Origin of the sequence: Skermania sp. ID1734 (assembly GCF_007489285.1) — a bacterium.
In the GTDB taxonomy this organism is placed as follows: Bacteria; Actinomycetota; Actinomycetes; order Mycobacteriales; family Mycobacteriaceae; genus ID1734.
The window spans coordinates 19,758-37,865 of sequence record NZ_VLIY01000015.1 but is presented as its reverse complement, the minus strand read 5'-3'; the positions used below and the strand labels follow the sequence as shown (position 1 = coordinate 37,865).

Genomic DNA, 18,108 nt, shown 5'->3' with positions numbered 1-18,108 from the left:
TTACCGCCCGGCGACCTCACGCGCTGCCTCCACGACCTTCTCGGGCGTGAACCCGAACTTGGTCAGCAGCTCTTTGAGCGGCGCCGACGCGCCGAACGTCTCCATGCCGATGACCTTGCCGTCGAGGCCGACGTAGCGGTGCCAGCCGTGCGTGGACGCTTGCTCGACCGCCACCCGCGCTCGCACCGACGGCGGTAGCACGCTGTCGCGATACTCCTGGGGCTGCTGGGCGAACAGTTCCAGGCACGGCATGCTGACCACGCGCGCGCGAATACCGTCCTTGGTGAGCTGCTCGTAGGCCTCGACCACGAGGCTGACCTCGCTGCCCGTCGCCATGAGGATCACCTCTGGGTCGTCGTCGGACGCCAGCACATAAGCGCCCTTCGCCAGCCCGGAGGCCGGCGCATAGACAGAGCGGTCGAGTGTCGGCAGATTCTGGCGAGACAGGATCAGGGCGACCGGCTCGTGCTGCAGTCCGGCGATGAGTCGCCAGGCCTCGGCCACCTCATTGGCATCGGCCGGGCGAATCACCAGGACGCCAGGGATGGCGCGCAACGACAGCAGTTGCTCCACGGGCTGATGCGTCGGGCCGTCCTCCCCCACGCCGATCGAGTCGTGCGTGAAGATGTTGATAGTCGGAATTTCCATGATGGCCGACAATCGGATTGCGCCGCGGGCGAAGTCGGAGAAGATCATGAACCCTGACCAGAAGGCCCGGATCTTCGACAGCGCGAGCCCATTCGTTATTGCGCCGGAAGCGAATTCGCGCACGCCGAAGTGCAGGTTGCGGCCACCGTAGTTGTCGGCCTGCAAATCCCCGGCACCCTCGAAGGTCAGGCGTGTTTTGGTCGACGGTGACAGGTCCGCTGCGCCGCCGATGAGCCACGGGTAGTTCTTGGCCAGCGCGTTGAGCACCTGTCCCGAGGATGCGCGCGACGCGATGCCCTTGGGATCCGCCGGGAAAGTTGGAATGTCGGCATCCCAGCCATCGGGCAGTTCCCGGCGCTGCATGCGCTCGATCTGGTCGGCCAGATCCGGGAATTCGCCCCGGTAGCGCTCGAACGCCGCCTCCCAGTCGGCATGCAGCTTTGCCCCGCGCGCGCCGATGCCGTCGGCAAAGTTCTCGTACACCCCGTCCGGGATGTAGAACTGCTCGTCGGGCGGGAACCCGTAGAACTCCTTGGTGGCGCGCACCTCGTCGACGCCGAGCGGTTCCCCGTGTGCGGCCGCGGTGCCCTCTTTCGTGGGCGCGCCGTAGGCGATGTGGCTGTCGACGATAATCAGCGTCGGGCGGTGCTGTTCGTTGGCAAACGTCTGGAATGCCCGGCCGAGCATGTCGAGGTCATTGGCGTCGCCGACGCGCGTGACGTTCCACCCGTAGCCGACGAACCGAGTGGCCACATCTTCGGTGAACGCGATGTCCGTGGCGCCTTCGATCGTGATCTTGTTGTTGTCGTAGATCCAGCACAGATTCGACAACTTCAGGTGTGCGGCAAGGGAAGCCGCCTCGGAGGCAACGCCTTCCATCATGCAGCCGTCTCCGGCGAGGGCATAGACATTGAAGCCGAACAGGTCGTGGCCCGGGCGGTTGTAGGTGGCCGCCAGCCACTTGCTCGCGATCGCCATCCCGACGCTGGTGGCCACCCCGGTGCCCAGCGGGCCGGTCGTGCACTCGATGCCGGAGGTCCAGCGATACTCGGGGTGCCCGGGACACTTGGAGTCGAGCTGGCGGAACTTCTTCAGGTCGTCGAGCTCAACCGAGGGCTTGCCCACGGTCTCGTACTTGGCGTCGACCGCCTGCACACCGGTGAGATGCAGGATCGAGTAGAGCAACGTCGAGGCGTGACCGGCGGACAGAACGAAGCGGTCCCGGTTGGGCCAGATGGGATCGGCCGGGTCGAACCGCAAAACGCGCTGCCACAGCGTGTACACGACGGGCGCCATTGCCATCGGGGTGCCCGGATGCCCGGAGTTGGCCGCCTGAACCGCATCGATACAGAGCGTGCGAATGGTGTTGACGCTGATCGAATCGATTTCCGGACCCGCAACCACTGCCGTCATCTGAGGTGTTCCTTGCTCGTGTCGAAGATCACAACTCCACGGCAATCCTTACAGGCCCGCATCACCTACGCGCGGGAAACAAGCAAACGGTTCGCAGATTGCGACCAGCGAGAACGGGGCTTGGCTCCTCGTCGATACAACTCGCGTTCCGCGCGCGGGGAGCGAAGTGTCGAGGTGCGGAGCGAACTGCGCCGATGACGAGCAAACGTCAGTCAGAAGTCAGCTGAAGTAGCCCGCAATCGTCGGCCAGCCCAGAACAGAATCCACGGCCAGACCGCAGAAGACCACCGCCAGGTAGTTGTTGGACTGCAGGAACAGTCGCAGCGGCTGCACCGACTCACCGCGCCGCACGCCCGCGTACAACTGGTGGGCCATCAAGAGGAACCAGGCGCCGGACACCAGGGCGACGGCCGCATAGATCACGCCGGTCGCCGGAACGAGCGCGAGCGTGGCCAGCACGGTGAGCCAGGTGTAGACCACGATCTGGCGGGTAACCTGCCGCTCGGTCGCCACCACGGGCAGCATGGGCACGCCCGCGGCTTTGTAGTCCTCTTTGTAACGCATCGCGAGCGCCCAGGTGTGCGGCGGTGTCCAGAAGAAGATCACCGCGAACAGCACCAGCGCCGGCCACCCGATCGACCCGGTGACCGCCGACCAGCCGACCATCACCGGCATGCAGCCCGCGGCACCGCCCCACACCACGTTCTGCGATGTGCGCCGCTTGAGGCCGAGGGTGTAGACGAAGACGTAGAACAGGATCGTGGCGACCACCAACAGCCCGCTGAGCAGGTTGGCACGCCACCACAGCCAGGCGAACGACGCTACTCCGAGTGTCAGGCCGAAGATCAACGCGTTTCGGCGCGGCACGACCGCGCGCGCCAACGGACGCTTCGCGGTGCGCTTCATCACCTTGTCGATGTCGGCGTCGACCACGCAGTTGAGGGTGTTGGCGCTGGCCGCGCCCATCCACCCACCGAAGAGCGTGCTGATGATCAGGACGATGTCGACGGATCCGCGATCGGCGAGCAGCATCGAGGGAATGGTCGCGACGAGGAGCAGCTCGATGACCCGCGGCTTGGTGAGGGCCAGGTACGCCAGTGGCGTCGCCAACAGCGGATGCATCGGCGCGGACGGCTGGGTTGGCACGGCCGTACCCAGACCGTGTCCGCTCTGCTGCCCTGTCCGCACACCTTCTCCTAGCCACACGCGTGCGACACGCGCATCGAATCGGGGCTGATCCGCTGCACCCTATCGACGCCTGCGGCGCAGCTACTACAGATGATGGTAGACGGCGCGACACCTTCAGATTGCCGAACCCCTACCCGATCTCGCGCCTGCTCATGACGCGCGGATGAACAGACACGCGCAAAGCCGCAATTGCGCGGGCAACGTGTCGGCCACACAACTAGGGTGGACGTAGCAGATTATCGCCAGAAGGAGAACCGCAACCCGTGCCGATCACTGATGAGATCCGCAAGCTGACCGAACCGCACTACCCGTCGGATTGGACCGACCTGGATAAGCGCACGGTGGACACCATCCGGGTTCTCGCCGCCGATGCGGTACAGAAGGTCGGCAACGGTCACCCCGGCACCGCGATGAGCCTTGCCCCGCTCGCGTACACGCTGTTCCAGCATGTGATGCGCCACGATCCCAACGACGCCGACTGGGTCGGCCGCGACAGGTTCGTGCTCTCCTGCGGACACTCGAGTCTCACGCTGTACATCCAGCTCTACCTCTCCGGCTACGGACTGGAACTGAAAGACCTCGAAGAGCTGCGCACCTGGGGTTCCAAGACTCCCGGCCACCCCGAGCACGGCCACACCCGAGGTGTGGAGATCACTACCGGCCCACTCGGCCAGGGTCTGGCGTCGGCTGTCGGCATGTCGATGGCGTCGCGTCGCGAGCGCGGGCTGTTCGACCCGGACGCCGCGCCCGGACAGAGCCCTTTCGACCATTACATCTACGTGATCGCATCCGACGGCGACATCGAAGAAGGGGTCACTTCCGAGGCGTCGTCGCTCGCCGGGGTTCAGCAACTCGGCAACCTCGTGGTGATTTATGACGACAACAAGATCTCCATCGAGGACGACACCACGATCGCGCTCGGCGAGGACACCGCCAAGCGGTACGAGGCCTACGGCTGGCACGTACAGGTCGTCGAGGGCGGCGAGAACGTAGTCGGCATCCAGGAGGCCATCGACAACGCCAAGGCCGTCACCGACAAGCCGTCGTTCATCCTGCTGCGCACGATCATCGGCTATCCAGCGCCGAACAAGATGAACACCGGCGCCGCGCACGGTGCTGCCCTCGGTGACGACGAGGTCGCGGCGGTGAAGAAGGCGCTCGGCTTCGACCCGGAGAAGAAGTTCGACGTCGCCGAGGAGGTCATCGCGCACGCGCGCAAGGTCGGCGAGCGTGGCGCCGAGGCACACAAGGCCTGGCAGGAACAGTTCGACGCCTGGGCACAGCGGTGCCCGGACAACAAGGCGCTGTTCGACCGCCTGCACGGGCGCGAATTGCCCGACGGCTGGTACAGCGGACTGCCGACCTGGGAGCCCGATGCGAAGGGCCTCGCCACCCGGAAGGCGTCGGCCAAGGTGCTCGAGGCGCTCGGCCCGGTGCTACCGGAACTGTGGGGCGGCTCCGCGGACTTGGCCGAGTCGAACAACACCACCATCCCCGATTCGGCGAGCTTCGGCCCGGAAAGCATCTCGACCGGGATGTGGAAGGCCAACCCGTACGGTCGCGTGCTGCACTTCGGTGTCCGAGAGCACGCGATGGGGTCGATCCTCAACGGAATTGCGCTGCACGGGCCCACCCGCCCGTTCGGCGGAACGTTCCTGGTGTTCAGCGACTACATGCGACCAGCGGTCCGGTTGGCCGCGATTATGCAGTGCCCGGTCGTTTACGTCTGGACGCACGACTCGATCGGTCTGGGCGAAGATGGCCCGACCCACCAGCCGATCGAGCATCTCGCCGCGCTGCGAGCCATTCCGGGGCTCAACGTTGTTCGGCCCGGCGACGCGAACGAGACGGCGCATGCGTGGCGCGCCACGATCGAGCAGGGTCGCGACAAGTCGGCCCACCGTCCGACGGCGCTGGCGCTGACCCGGCAGAACCTGCCCGTGCTGGAGGGCACCAACTACGAGGGTGTCGCGCGCGGCGGCTACATCCTGGCTGAAGCCAGCAAGCCCACTCCTGACGTCGTGATCATCGCGACGGGCTCGGAGTTGCAGATCGCGGTTGCGGCCCGCAATTCCCTCGAGGCCGATGGCATCGCGACCCGGGTGGTGTCGATGCCCTGCGTGGAATGGTTCGACAACCAGGATCAGAGCTACCGCGACGAAGTGCTGCCGCCGGCGGTCAAGGCGCGCGTCGCAGTGGAGGCCGGCATCGCAATGCCGTGGTACCGGTTCGTCGGCGACGCCGGCGAAATTGTTTCGATCGAGCACTTCGGTGCCTCGGCCGATTACCAGACGCTTTTCCGCGAGTTCGGCTTCACCGATTCCCACGTCGCCGCAGCGGCCCGCAAATCTATCGAAAACTTGAAGGGGTGACCTGACATGAGTCAGAACGCAAACACCACGGCACTGTCCAACCAGGGCGTATCCATCTGGCTCGACGACCTTTCGCGGGAACGGATTCAATCCGGCAACCTCACCGAGCTGATCGAGACCCGCAACGTGGTAGGTGTCACGACCAACCCGACGATCTTCCAGGGCGCGCTCAGCAAGGGCGACGCCTACGACGATCAGGTCAAAGAGCTTGCCGCGCGCGGTGCTGATGTGGACGCCGCCATCCGCACGATCACCACCGACGACGTGCGCAACGCCTGCGACGTGTTCGCGCCGATCTTCGAGTCCAGCGGCGGCGTTGATGGCCGCGTGTCCATCGAGGTGGACCCATTCCTCGCGTTCGACACCGACAAGACCATCGCGCAGGCCATCGAATTGTGGAAGATCGTCGATCGGCCGAACGTGTTGATCAAGATCCCTGCCACCAAGCCCGGGCTCCCGGCGATCACCAAGGCCATCGCCGAGGGCATCAGTGTGAACGTCACGCTGATCTTCTCGGTCGAGCGGCACCGCGAGGTGATGGACGCCTACCTCGCCGGGCTGGAAGAGGCCAAGAACTCCGGCCGCGACCTGAGCCGCATTCACTCCGTCGCATCGTTCTTCGTCTCCCGGGTGGACACGGAGATCGACAAGCGGCTCGAGAAGCTCGGCAGTGCCGAAGCCCTCGCGCTGCGAGGTAAGGCGGGTGTTGCCAACGCCCGGCTCGCGTACGCGGCCTACCAGGAAGTCTTCGAGGGTGCGAACACCCGCTTCGACAACCTGAAGTCGGAGCGCGCCAACCGTCAGCGCCCGCTGTGGGCCTCGACCGGCGTGAAGAACCCGGACTACTCCGACGTCATGTACGTCACCGACTTGGTGGCGCCGAACACGGTGAACACGATGCCGGAGAAGACGCTGCAGGCGGTCGCCGACCACGCCGAGATCAGCGGTGACACGGTCAGCGGCCGATCCGCTCAGGCGCAGGCGTTGTTCGACCAGCTCACCGACGTCGGCGTCGATCTGCCGGACGTGTTCGCGACCCTGGAGAGCGAGGGTGTCGACAAGTTCATGAAGTCCTGGCAGGAGTTGCTCGACGCCACCGCCGAGCAACTGCGCGCCAAGAACTGAATGTCCGACGACACCGAGGTTGCAAGGGCCGCCTGGCGTAACCCGCTGCGCGACGAGCGGGACATGCGGCTGCCGCGAATCGCTGGTCCTTGCAGCCTCGTCATCTTCGGTGTCACCGGCGACCTGGCGCGCAAGAAGTTGATGCCGGCGGTGTACGACCTCGCCAATCGCGGGTTGTTGCCGCCGGGCTTCACGCTGGTCGGTTTTGCCCGCCGCGATATGGCCCATGAGGACTTCGCAGCGATCGTGCACGACGCAGTGAAGGAGCATGCGCGCACTCCGTACCGGCAGGAGGTCTGGGACCGCCTGGCCGAGGGAATTCGCTTTGTGCAGGGCACCTTCGACGACGACAGCGCCTTCGACCGGCTCAGCAAAACGCTGGCTTCGCTCGACGCCGAACGCGGCACCGGCGGCAATCACGCCTTCTACTTGTCGATTCCGCCGGGCGCGTTCCCGGTCGTGCTCCAACAACTCGCCGATTCCGGACTGGCCACTCCCAAGAACGGCGCCTGGCGACGGGTGGTGGTGGAGAAGCCCTTCGGCCACGACCTGGAGAGCGCCCGCAAACTCAACGCCCTGGTCAACCAGGTCTTTCCGGAGGAGACGGTCTTCCGCATCGACCACTACCTCGGCAAAGAGGTGGTGCAGAACATCCTCGCGCTGCGGTTCGCCAACCAATTGTTCGAGCCGATCTGGAATGCCCATTACGTCGACCATGTGCAGATCACGATGGCCGAAGATATCGGCCTCGGTGGCCGCGCCGGGTACTACGACGGCATCGGCGCCGCCCGTGACGTCATCCAGAACCATCTGCTGCAGTTGTTGGCGTTCACCGCGATGGAGGAGCCGGTCAGCTTCGCACCGGGCGAACTACAGACCGAGAAGATCAAGGTGCTCTCGGCCACCAAACTTGTTGAGCCGCTTGATGAGACGACCGCACGCGGACAGTACGCCGCCGGTTGGCAGGGCGGCCAGCCGGTGGTTGGGCTGCTCGAGGAGGAGGGCTTTTCGCCGGAGTCGCGCACCGAGACCTACGCGGCCATCACGCTGGCCGTGGACACTCGACGCTGGGCGGGGGTGCCGTTCTACCTGCGCACCGGTAAACGGCTAGGCCGGCGCGTCACCGAGATTGCGGTCGTGTTCAAGCGGGCGCCACATCTTCCGTTCGACGAAACGATGACCGAAGAGCTCGGTCAGAACGCTCTGGTTATCCGGGTCCAGCCGGACGAGGGCGTCACCATGCGATTCGGCTCCAAGGTGCCGGGGTCGAGCATGGAGGTGCGCGACGTCAACATGGACTTCAGTTACGGCGCCGCGTTCACCGAGTCCTCCCCCGAGGCCTACGAACGGCTGATCCTCGACGTGCTGTTGGGCGTGCCGTCCTTGTTCCCGGTGAACGCCGAGGTCGAATTGTCCTGGAAAATACTGGATCCCGTGCTCGACCATTGGGCGGCCAACGGGCGGCCCGAGTCGTATGAGGCCGGGACGTGGGGGCCGAAGTCGGCTGATGAAATGCTCGCCCGCACTGGACGTGTGTGGCGGCGGCCGTAGACAGGGAGAACTAGCGAGATGATCGTCGACCTGCCCCAGACCACCACCTCGGCCGTCGGCAAGACGCTGATCGAACTGCGCGAATCCAACGGTCTAGTCACCTCCGGAAGGGTTCTGACTCTGGTCATTTGTACCGATAACGCGGCCGACACCGAGGACGCCATCGACGCGGCGAACGAGGCCAGCAAGGAACACCCCTGCCGGATCATCGTGCTGTCCCGCGGCAACCGCAGCGACGCAACGAGACTGGACGCCCAGATCCGGGTAGGCGGAGACGCCGGAGCGTCCGAGGTCATCGTGCTCATGCTCGCCGGTGAACTCACGGAACACGAAAGCAGTGTGGTCATCCCGTTTCTCCTGCCCGACACCCCGGTGGTGGCGTGGTGGCCCCGCAACGCACCGCCTGTGCCCGCCGAGGATCCGGTAGGCCGGCTGGCAATCAGACGAATCACCGACGCGACGCTCGCCGATGATCCGTTGCAGACGATCAAGACCCGTCGCGCGAGCTACGCGGCGGGCGACACGGACCTGTCGTGGGCACGGGTGACGTACTGGCGGGCGCTGTTGACGTCGGCGCTCGACGAGGCTCCGTTCGAACCGGTCCAGCGCGTCGTCGTCTCCGGCCTACGGGAGGAACCGGCGCTCGATGTGACGGCGGGCTGGCTGGCAAGCCGCCTGAACTGCCCGGTCACCAGGAAGTTCGGCGACCTGTTCGTCGAACTGCAGCGCGAAACCTCGTCCATCACGCTGAGCCGGCCGCAGACCGGCCGCACAGCGACGCTGTCGCGCACCGGGCAGCCGGATCGTCGCCTTGCGTTGGCGCGTCGGGAAACTCGCGACTGCCTCGCCGAGGATCTCCGCAGACTTGATCCCGACGAGATTTACGAGTCGGCCCTCGAGGGCATGGAGAGCGTGCAATATGAGTGATATGACCGCGCCCACTGTGATTGTCGAGACCTACCCCGACACCGACGCCCTGGTCGCCGCCGCCGGCCAGCGCTTCGTCGAGGCCATCGAGTCGGCCCAGGCCGAACGCGGCTCGGCGGCAGTCGTGTTGACCGGGGGCGGCACCGGCATCGGACTTCTGAAATGGGTTCGGGAGAACCCGGGCAGCATCGACTGGCGCAAGGTCGACATCTACTGGGGCGACGAACGATTCGTCCCGCATGACGACCAGGAACGCAACGAGCTACAAGCCCGCGAGGCTCTGCTCGATCATGTCGACGTCGATCCGGCGCGGGTTTTCCCGATGGCGGCTTCCGACGGCGAGTTCGGCAACAATCCAGAGGCAGCCGCGGCCGGGTATGCCCGGGTCTTGTCCGAGCAAGCGCGCGGCACGGACGTGCCGCTCTTCGACGTGCATCTGTTGGGTATGGGCCCGGAAGGCCACGTCAACTCACTGTTTCCGAACTCCGACGCCGTGCGCGAACACGAGCACATGGTGGTTTCGGTGCTCGATTCCCCCAAGCCGCCGCCGGTGCGCATCACCTTGACGCTGCCCGCGGTGCGGCATGCACGGGAAGTGTGGCTGGTGGTGTCCGGTGCGGGTAAGGCGGACGCGGTGGCTGCCGCGGTCGACGATCACGCCGTCCCGGAGGACGTTCCGGCCGCAGGTGCGCATGGACACCTCAAGACTGTCTGGTTGCTCGACGAGCCGGCGGCGAGCAAGCTGGACCGGAACGGCAAGTAGTCACATTCAGTCAAATGGCTTGCGCCACATAAGTTTGGGGAATCGCGCAAATCCTCGGTCGTTGGTGATCCAGGTCGCGCCATTTTCGATTGCCAAGGCGGCGTGATAGGCATCAGGGACGATGTTTCCCTTTGCCGCGGTTTCGGCGCAGAGTTCGGCGAACAGCGCCCAGTGCCGAGGTCCGGGTTGGAGCGGAACCGCCGAAGGTGCAGCCCGGATGGCCGCGCAATAGTCGAGCGCCTCCTGAGTTGAGCTCGGGCGTTCAAAGATCCGATGGTTCGTCAAGATGCGAACAACCCCGGCAAGAACCAATTCGCTGACGCCCACCGGCTCCACACCACGGAGCGCCTCCACCAGCCAATTCCGATACTGCGCATGATGGGCGCTGTCCTCGTTCAACGCATACACGAAAACGTTGACGTCAGGACAGATCATTGTCGCCTAACACGTTCGCGAGCGACTCCTTGTCCTCCAAATCCACGCCGGGTTGCAACCGGCCGAGATTCGCCGACGGCAACCGCCACCCCGTCTGCTCAGCGGAAACGCTCTGTGCCTTCAACAGGACACGCAACGCGTCATCGACCACGGCACCAAGGCTGCGAGACGTGCGTGCGGCGAGCATTTTCGCCTGTGTCAGCAGTTCATCGTCGATGTTGACGGTCGTCCGCATAAATCGCATCATATCATCATCACTCCGCATCATGATGCGTCGCGGTATCTCCGGTGTCCGTCGGGCCGCGCCAAGGCGGCGCACTGCGGTCCGCTCCCTCGGCCCGCGCGCACATTCCGCGAGTCCCCGGACCCGACCGCGATCGCGCCCGCAATCCCTGCCGCCATCCCGCATGACACCCTGAGCGCTGCTGCATTCCAACACCTTTCGCCCGATCGCCTGGTTGTGCTGCTTACCGGATTTGACGTGGGCCAGCGGCAATCGGTTCCCCGTAGCGCACTCGGGCGTGTTCAATGAATGTGCGAAGGAAGGAGCCCACGTGACCGTGACGTCCCCCATCGGCGAGGTCCGACCCGAACATGACCGGGCTACTGGCAGCGATCTGGTCATGCTGCACTACGTGCGCGGTTTCGCCATCCCGATCGTCGACGTATGGGAACGACTCACCGAATCCGCGACGCTTCCCACCTGGTTCGGCACAGTCGTCGAAGATTCAGGCGGCGAAGATTCAGGCCGCGACCTGCAGGTCGCGCTCGACGATGACTGCCTGCAAAAAACGGTGTCGATACGCGTCCAGCACTGCGAGGCGCCGCATCGCGCCGACCTGCAACTCCACAACGCAATCCTGGAGATCACCCTGCACCAAGTAGGTGTGGTGACCACTCTGGAAGTGGTGCGACGCCACCTGCACCCATCGGACCTGCCCGTCACCGGCCCGCGCCTGCAGTTCTACCTCGACCGCCTCGACGCCGCGCTCAACGACGCGCCACTCCCCCGTTTCGACGCCTACCAAGGCCTCGAAACCGAATACCACTGGGTGAGCGACTAACCGCTGTTTCGCAGGGCCGCGGCCAACCCGTTCATCGTCAACAGGATCCCGCGCTTGACGAGTTCCCGATCATCGCCGGCGCGATACTGACGCAACAATTCCACCTGCAGGTGGTTCAGCGGTTCCAGATACGGGAAGCGGTTGAACACCGCCCGCGCCACGGCCGGGTTGTCGGCCAGCAGGTCGGGCTGGCCGGTGATCGCCCGATACATGCGCACCGTCTTGTCGTATTCGACGCAGATCATGCCGAAGATCTTTTGCCGCAACGCTTCATCCGGCACCAGTTCGGAATACCGCGCCGCCAGACCGAGGTCCGCCTTGGCCATGACCATGGCCATGTTCGACATCATCGAACGGAAGAACGGCCAACGCTGATACAGCTCGGAGAGTTGCGCCAGTCGGTTCTCGTCCTCGCCGATCCAGTCTTCGAACGCCGTGCCGACGCCGTACCAGCCCGGCAGCATGACGCGAGATTGACTCCACGACATCACCCACGGAATGGCGCGCAGATCCGACACCGAACTCGTGGGCTTGCGCGACGACGGCCGGCTACCGATGTTGAGCTCGCCGATCTCCGCGACCGGGGTGGACATCCGGAAGTAATCAACAAATCCGGGGGTTTCGTGCACCAACTCCGCGTACGCCGAACGTGCTCGTGCGGCCAGGTCGTCGAAGATCGCATATGCGGGCTCGGCCGCGTCGCCGAGGCCCTCGACGTCGAGCAGGGTCGATTCGAGGGTGGCCGCGATAAGGGACTCCAGGTTGCGGCGGGCCAGCCGTGGCTCGGCAAATTTTGCGGCGATGACCTCGCCCTGTTCGGTGATGCGTAACGACCCCGTCACCGCGCCCGCCGGTTGGGCGAGAATCGCCTCGTAGCTGGGTCCGCCACCGCGGCCGATGCTGCCGCCACGACCGTGGAAGAGCCGCAACCGAATTCCGCTGCTGCGCGCGGCCTCAACGAGATCGAGCTCGGCCCGGTACAGTGCCCAGTTGGCGGCGAGGTACCCACCGTCCTTGTTCGAATCCGAGTAGCCGAGCATCACCTCCTGGTTGTCTCCACGCGAGCGCACCAACTCCCGGTACACCGGCACATCCAGGGTCGCCAGCAGCGTTTTCGCACCGTTCTGCAGATCCTCGATTGTCTCGAACAGCGGCACCACCCCGACTTCGGACCGAGGTGGCTCGCCGTTCACACCCGGAACGAGGATGCCTGCTTCCTTCAGCAGGATGGCCGCCTCGAGGATGTCGCTGACGGACGTGCACATGCTGATGATGTAGTTCGGGATCGCTCCAGGGCCGAGCGTTCGGACAGCGTCGGCGGCCGAGCGCACGATCGCCAACTCGTTGGTCGTCAGCTCGCTGAACGTGGCGTCGGGCCCGGTCAGCGGTCGGCGTGTCTCCAGCTCGCGGGCCAGCAGCCGTACCCGTTCCTCTTCCGGCAGCGACGTGTAATCCGCGTGGACGCCAGCCCAGGCGAGCAACTCGGCGACGACAGTCTCGTGGATGGCCGAGTTCTGCCGCATGTCCAGACCGCTGAGATGAAAACCGAACGTCTCGATCGACTGCCGCAGCCTGGCGAGGCGGGCATCAGCGAGAATCGCATCGCCGTGCCTGCGCAACGAGGCATCGACAACATCGAGGTCCGCCAGCACCTCCTGCGGCGACGAGTACGGCGGCAGCGACGACGGCAGCGCGTGTTCGGGCTGGGAATCCAGAATCCGCTCGCCCGTCGCGGTGAGCCGGGCCCGGATGCCCCGCAGCGCGCGGCGGTAGGGCTCGTCGGCATGGCCGGCCGCGACATCTCCGGCCGCATCCGCGAGCGCATCGAGGTCGTACGTGACGGTGACAAGCCGCGCCGACATGGACAATTCCTGCTCGAGATGCGACAGCTCCGTGAGGTGGTGGTCCATCGCGACGAACGCCGCCCGGTGCGTCGCACGGTGTACGACGTCGGCCGTGACAAACGGGTTGCCGTCGCGGTCACCACCGATCCACGAGCCAGGACGCAACATCGGCTGCTGCAACAGATCCGCCTCCGGCCAGCGCTTCCGCAACTGCTCACGCACGCGCGCATTGATGTCCGGGATGACGTCGAGCAGCGACAGATCGAAGTAGCGCAGGCCGACCTCGATCTCGTCCTGGATGCGCAGGCGGTGAAGACGAATCAGCGCGGTTTGCCACAGCGTAAGAATCTGTCGACGCAACCGCACCTCGACATCTTCTTGTTCACTTTCATCAAGATCGGTGCGTTCCCGGAACCGCATGAGTTCCGTGATGCGGGCCTGCGTTTCGAAGACAGTGCGGCGGCGAGTCTCGGTCGGGTGAGCCGTGATCACCGGCGACACCAACGCGTCGCGCAGCAGGTCGGCGACGGTGTCCGACTCAAGGCCGGCAGCGTCGAGTTTCGCGTAAGTGGCGGCGAGGCTGCTGTCCTGGGGCGGCTCACCGGCCCGCACGTGGATGGCGCGGCGCCGCTCCCGGTGCAGGTCCTCGGCAAGGTTGGCCAGGAGCGAGAAATGGCTGAACGCTCGAATGACCGGAATGGCCTTGCCGATGACAATGCCGTCGAACAGCTTCGCCAACTCGGCGCGGTCGATCTCGGACCGCCGCAGCCGGAAAGACTCGACGCGCGCCTTCTCGACGAGGCCGAAGACCTCCTCGCCTTCTTGTTCGCGGACTATTTGTCCGAGAATGCCACCGAGGAGGCGGATGTCTTCACGGAGCGGCTCGGTGGCTTCACGGCCCGGATCGGTCGCAGTCATGCCGAGAAGTATGACTGGTTTGCACCGGACGTTCTCTCAGGCCTCCGCTGCCTGTCGTGAGCTCAGCCCCCGAGCTTGATTTCCAGACCGATCCCGAGAATGGCGATGAGCCAGACGATCGACGTGAAGATAGTGATCCGGTCGAGGTTCTTCTCCACCACAGTGGAGCCCGACAGGCTCGACTGCACGCCACCGCCGAAGAGGCTGGACAGACCGCCGCCCTTAGCGCGATGCAGGAGCACCAGCAGCACCATCAGCACGCTGGTCACCACCAGCAAGATATCCAGGAACAGTTCCACGGGGTCTTCTATCTCCTCACAGGCGTCGCCCGCCCACGATACACGGGCAGGCAACCCGGTACAGCACGGCGAGCCACGCCACACGCGTATACACACACGGCGGGGTGGGCTGGCGGCTTGAAGATGTACACACCTGTGTGTGTACATCCTGGGGCAGGCGGGCGGCTTGAGATGTACACACCTGTGTGTGTACATCCTGGGGCGGGCGGGCGGCTTGAGATGTACACACATGTGAGTGCACATCTCAACGCACGCTTGGGCAGCGGCCCTCTGTCCCCGCTGAACCTACAGCGGGCCTCCGGCCGCAGTGCCCGATCGGCGTCCTACGAGCCCGCTGAACCTACAGCGGGCCTCCGGCCGCGATCGCCGAGAGGGTCGCGAACTCGTCCGCCTTCAACGACGCCCCACCGACCAGTGCTCCATCCACATCCGGCTGGGCCACCAGTTCACCGACGTTCTTCGCGTTGACCGAACCGCCGTAGAGAATCCGCACCCCGGCCGCTACGTCGGCATCGGCGAGCTTGACCAACTCCTCGCGAATCGCGCCACACACCTCCTGCGCGTCCTGCGGCGTGGCCACCCGCCCAGTGCCGATCGCCCACACCGGCTCGTAGGCAATGACAACATTGGCGATGTCCTCGGCGGACAGCCCCTTCAGCGACCCGCGCAACTGTTCGAGGTTGTACTCGACCTGATTGCCGGACTCGCGGACGTCAAGCCCCTCACCGATGCACACGATCGGCGTCATCTCGTTCTTGAGCACGGCCTTGGCCTTGGCCAGCACCGTCGCATCGTCCTCGTGGTGATACTGGCGCCGCTCCGAGTGACCGACCACTACGAAGGTGCAGCCCAGCTTGGCCAGCATGGAGCCGCTGATCTCGCCGGTGTAGGCACCCGAGTCGTGTACCGACACATCCTGCGCGCCATAGGTGAGCAGCAGCTTGTCCCCCTCGACGAGGGTCTGCACGCTGCGGATGTCGGTGAACGGCGGAATCACCGCGACATCGACCCTGCTGAAGTACTTCTCCGGCAACGCAAACGCCAGTTTCTGCACCAGGGCGATGGCCTCGAGGTGGTTGAGGTTCATCTTCCAGTTGCCGGCGATGAGCGGTTTACGACTCATCCCTTCACCTCCGAACTTGATGGTCGGTTCAGGACTCGCTCCGCTCCTCGCGACTTCGTCGCTGCGATGCTCACTCCCCCTTCACCTCCGAGTCCGTTGGTCGGTTCAGGACTCGCTCCGCTCCTCGCGACTTCGTCGCTGCGATGCTCACTCCCCCTTCACCTCCAGTACCGCCAGACCCGGCAGCTCCTTGCCCTCCAGGTACTCCAGCGACGCCCCGCCACCGGTGGAAATGTGCGAGAACCCGTCCTCGGGCAACCCGAGCTGACGCACCGCGGCCGCCGAGTCGCCGCCACCGACCACGCTGAACGCGCCCTTGCCGGTCGCCTTCACAATCGCCTCGGCCACCGCACGAGTACCGGCCGCGAACTTCTCGAACTCGAACACGCCCATCGGGCCGTTCCAGAAGATCGTCTTGGCCGCACCCAGCACCGCACCGAACCGCTTGGCCGACTCCGGGCCGATGTCCAGACCCATCCAGCCGTCCGGAATTTGGTGCGCATCGACGGTTTTCGCCTGTGCGTCGGCCGAGAAGCTGTCCGCGGCCACCACGTCGCGCGGCACGTGGATGACGTCGGCGTAGCGGTCGAGCAAATCCTTGCAGGTATCGATCATCTCTTCCTGCAGCAGTGAATTGCCAACCGGATGCCCTTGCGCGGCAAGGAAGGTGAAGCACATTCCGCCACCGATGACCAACGTGTCGACCTTCGGCGCCAGCGCCTCGATGACGGCCAGTTTGTCGGAAACCTTGGATCCGCCGAGCACCACGGCATACGGCTGATCCGGCTCGCTCGTCAGCTTGGCCAGCACGCCCACTTCTTCCTCGACCAGCGTGCCCGAGTACGACGGCAGCAGCTTCGCCACGTCATAGACCGACGCCTGCTTGCGGTGCACGACACCGAAGCCGTCGGAGACGAAAGCCCCGTCGTCGCCGACCAATTCGACGAGCGCGGCGGCGAGCTTGCCACGCTCCGCGTCGTCTTTGCTGGTTTCGCGAGGATCGAACCGCACGTTCTCGAGGAGCAGCACGTCACCGTCGGTGAGGCCCTCCGAGCGCGCCAACGCGTCCTGGCCCACCACGTCACCCGCGAGTTGGACATTACGTCCCAACTCGGCGGCGAGCCGCTCCGCAACTGGCGCCAGCGACAACTTCGGATCAACGGCGCCCTTCGGCCGGCCCAAGTGCGCCATGACGACAACCTTGGCACCGGCCTCGACCAACGCCTTCAGCGTCGGAACGGAAGCGATGATGCGACCCGGGTCGGTGATTTTGCCGTCCTCGAGCGGGACATTGAGGTCGGAGCGCACGAGAACGCCCCGACCCTCGACACCGGAGTTCAGTAGGTCCTGCAGGGTCTTCACGGAAGCGGGCTCCTTAGAGCGATTTGCCGACGAGACCGACCAGGTCGACCAGTCGGTTCGAGTAACCCCACTCGTTGTCGTACCAGGAGACCACCTTCACCTCGTCATCGATGACCTTGGTCAGCGGCGCGTCGTAGATGCTCGAGTGCGGGTCCGTCACGATGTCGGAGGAGACGATCGGGTCTGTGTTGTACTTCAGAATGCCCTTGAGCGGACCCTCGGCGGCCGCACGCATGGCGGCGTTGATGTCGTCCACCGAGGCCGACTTGGCGAGGTTGGCGGTCAGGTCGGTGACCGAACCCGTCGGCACCGGCACCCGCAGTGCGTAGCCGTCGAGCTTGCCCTGCAGCTCCGGCAGCACCAGCCCGATCGCCTTCGCGGCGCCGGTTCCCGTGGGCACGATGTTCAGCGCGGCCGCGCGGGCACGGCGCAGATCCTTGTGCGGGCCGTCCTGCAGGTTCTGGTCCTGCGTGTAGGCGTGGATGGTGGTCATGAGGCCACGGACGATGCCGAACTCGTCGTTGAGGACCTTGGCCAGCGGACCGAGGCAGTTCGTGGTGCACGACGCGTTCGAGATGATGTTCTGGCTGCCGTCGTACTTGTCGTCGTTGACGCCCATGACGATCGTGATGTCCTCACCCTTAGCCGGCGCGGAAATGATGACCTTCTTCGCGCCGGCCGCAAGGTGCCCCTTGGCCTTGGCAGCGTCGGTGAAGATGCCGGTCGACTCGACGACGACGTCAACACCCAGGTCGCCCCACGGCAGTTCCGACGGACCGGCCTTGACCTCGAGGGCCTTGATCTTGCGGTCGCCGACGACGATGGTGTCATCGCCTTCCAGCGAAACGTCGTGCGGCAGGCGGCCGAGAATCGAGTCGTACTTGAGCAGGTGCGCGAGCGTTGCGTTGTCGGTCAGGTCGTTGACCGCCACGATCTCGATGTCGGTGGTGCCGAGCGCCTTTTGCGCCTCGATCGCCCTGAAGAAGTTTCGTCCGATACGGCCGAAGCCGTTCACGCCTACCCGGACCGTCACGATTGGCTCCTTATGAATTTCCGTGTGTGTCGTAATTACCCTA

At 65.1% G+C, this 18,108-nt stretch carries 15 protein-coding genes; 6 read left to right on the top strand and 9 right to left on the bottom strand.

Features of this window, described 5'->3' with window-relative positions; translation table 11 throughout:
- Both tkt (FOS14_RS18305) and FOS14_RS18300 read right to left on the bottom strand, forming a co-directional pair.
- Nucleotides 1–2,061, bottom strand: coding sequence for a transketolase (gene tkt / locus FOS14_RS18305; protein ID WP_143772257.1), 2,061 nt, complete (start codon nt 2,059–2,061; stop codon nt 1–3).
- Between the two features lie 219 nt (nt 2,062–2,280).
- Nucleotides 2,281–3,249 carry a heme o synthase gene (locus tag FOS14_RS18300; protein WP_143772256.1) on the bottom strand — a complete coding sequence of 323 codons (969 nt, stop codon included), beginning with the start codon at nt 3,247–3,249 and terminating at the stop codon, nt 2,281–2,283.
- Nucleotides 3,250–3,512: 263 nt separating this feature from the next.
- Here FOS14_RS18300 and tkt (FOS14_RS18295) point away from each other — a divergent pair, with 263 nt between their 5' ends.
- Genes tkt (FOS14_RS18295) through pgl form a run of 5 tightly spaced genes read left to right on the top strand, consistent with a single transcriptional unit; the run spans nt 3,513 to nt 9,987 of the window.
- On the top strand, nt 3,513–5,621 hold the full coding sequence (tkt, locus tag FOS14_RS18295) for a transketolase (RefSeq protein WP_143772255.1): 2,109 nt from the start codon (nt 3,513–3,515) through the stop codon (nt 5,619–5,621).
- 6 nt (nt 5,622–5,627) lie between these two features.
- Nucleotides 5,628–6,746 (top strand): transaldolase, encoded by a 1,119-nt coding sequence (tal, locus tag FOS14_RS18290; protein WP_143772254.1) that lies wholly within the window; start codon nt 5,628–5,630, stop codon nt 6,744–6,746.
- Complete coding sequence (gene zwf, locus FOS14_RS18285) at nt 6,747–8,297, top strand: glucose-6-phosphate dehydrogenase (protein ID WP_143772253.1); 1,551 nt, start codon at nt 6,747–6,749, stop codon at nt 8,295–8,297.
- Nucleotides 8,298–8,315: 18 nt separating this feature from the next.
- Complete coding sequence (gene opcA / locus FOS14_RS18280) at nt 8,316–9,224, top strand: glucose-6-phosphate dehydrogenase assembly protein OpcA (protein ID WP_143772252.1); 909 nt, start codon at nt 8,316–8,318, stop codon at nt 9,222–9,224.
- Between the two features lies 1 nt (nt 9,225).
- Nucleotides 9,226–9,987 carry a 6-phosphogluconolactonase gene (pgl, locus tag FOS14_RS18275; protein ID WP_370512257.1) on the top strand — a complete coding sequence of 254 codons (762 nt, stop codon included), beginning with the start codon at nt 9,226–9,228 and terminating at the stop codon, nt 9,985–9,987.
- 6 nt (nt 9,988–9,993) lie between these two features.
- Here pgl and FOS14_RS18270 read toward each other — a convergent pair whose 3' ends face one another.
- Together FOS14_RS18270 and FOS14_RS18265 are read right to left on the bottom strand one after the other, a co-directional pair.
- A complete protein-coding gene (locus FOS14_RS18270; protein WP_255450447.1) occupies nt 9,994–10,395 on the bottom strand; it encodes a type II toxin-antitoxin system VapC family toxin in 402 nt (133 codons plus the stop codon).
- Nucleotides 10,396–10,408: 13 nt separating this feature from the next.
- Entirely contained in the window at nt 10,409–10,657 is a 249-nt protein-coding gene (locus FOS14_RS18265) for a type II toxin-antitoxin system VapB family antitoxin (RefSeq protein ID WP_143772249.1), read from the bottom strand.
- A gap of 319 nt (nt 10,658–10,976) precedes the next feature.
- On the opposite strand from FOS14_RS18265, the gene FOS14_RS18260 reads away from it, so the two are divergent.
- Entirely contained in the window at nt 10,977–11,486 is a 510-nt protein-coding gene (locus tag FOS14_RS18260) for a hypothetical protein (protein ID WP_143772248.1), read from the top strand.
- On the opposite strand, the gene ppc is transcribed toward FOS14_RS18260, so the two are convergent.
- The 5 genes from ppc to gap all read right to left on the bottom strand — a co-directional run bounded on the left by ppc (nt 11,483) and on the right by gap (nt 18,065).
- Nucleotides 11,483–14,248 (bottom strand): phosphoenolpyruvate carboxylase, encoded by a 2,766-nt coding sequence (ppc, locus tag FOS14_RS18255; RefSeq protein ID WP_143772247.1) that lies wholly within the window; start codon nt 14,246–14,248, stop codon nt 11,483–11,485. The genes FOS14_RS18260 and ppc overlap by 4 nt on opposite strands.
- Before the next feature lie 62 nt (nt 14,249–14,310).
- On the bottom strand, nt 14,311–14,547 hold the full coding sequence (secG, locus tag FOS14_RS18250; RefSeq protein ID WP_143772246.1) for a preprotein translocase subunit SecG: 237 nt from the start codon (nt 14,545–14,547) through the stop codon (nt 14,311–14,313).
- A gap of 340 nt (nt 14,548–14,887) precedes the next feature.
- The gene (gene tpiA, locus FOS14_RS18245; RefSeq protein ID WP_143772245.1) at nt 14,888–15,670 is read right to left on the bottom strand and encodes a triose-phosphate isomerase; all 783 of its coding nucleotides are present in this window, start codon (nt 15,668–15,670) and stop codon (nt 14,888–14,890) included.
- Nucleotides 15,671–15,817: 147 nt separating this feature from the next.
- Entirely contained in the window at nt 15,818–17,032 is a 1,215-nt protein-coding gene (gene pgk, locus FOS14_RS18240) for a phosphoglycerate kinase (RefSeq protein ID WP_143772244.1), read from the bottom strand.
- A 13-nt stretch (nt 17,033–17,045) separates the two neighbouring features.
- Complete coding sequence (gene gap, locus FOS14_RS18235) at nt 17,046–18,065, bottom strand: type I glyceraldehyde-3-phosphate dehydrogenase (protein ID WP_143772243.1); 1,020 nt, start codon at nt 18,063–18,065, stop codon at nt 17,046–17,048.
- Nucleotides 18,066–18,108 lie beyond the last annotated feature (43 nt).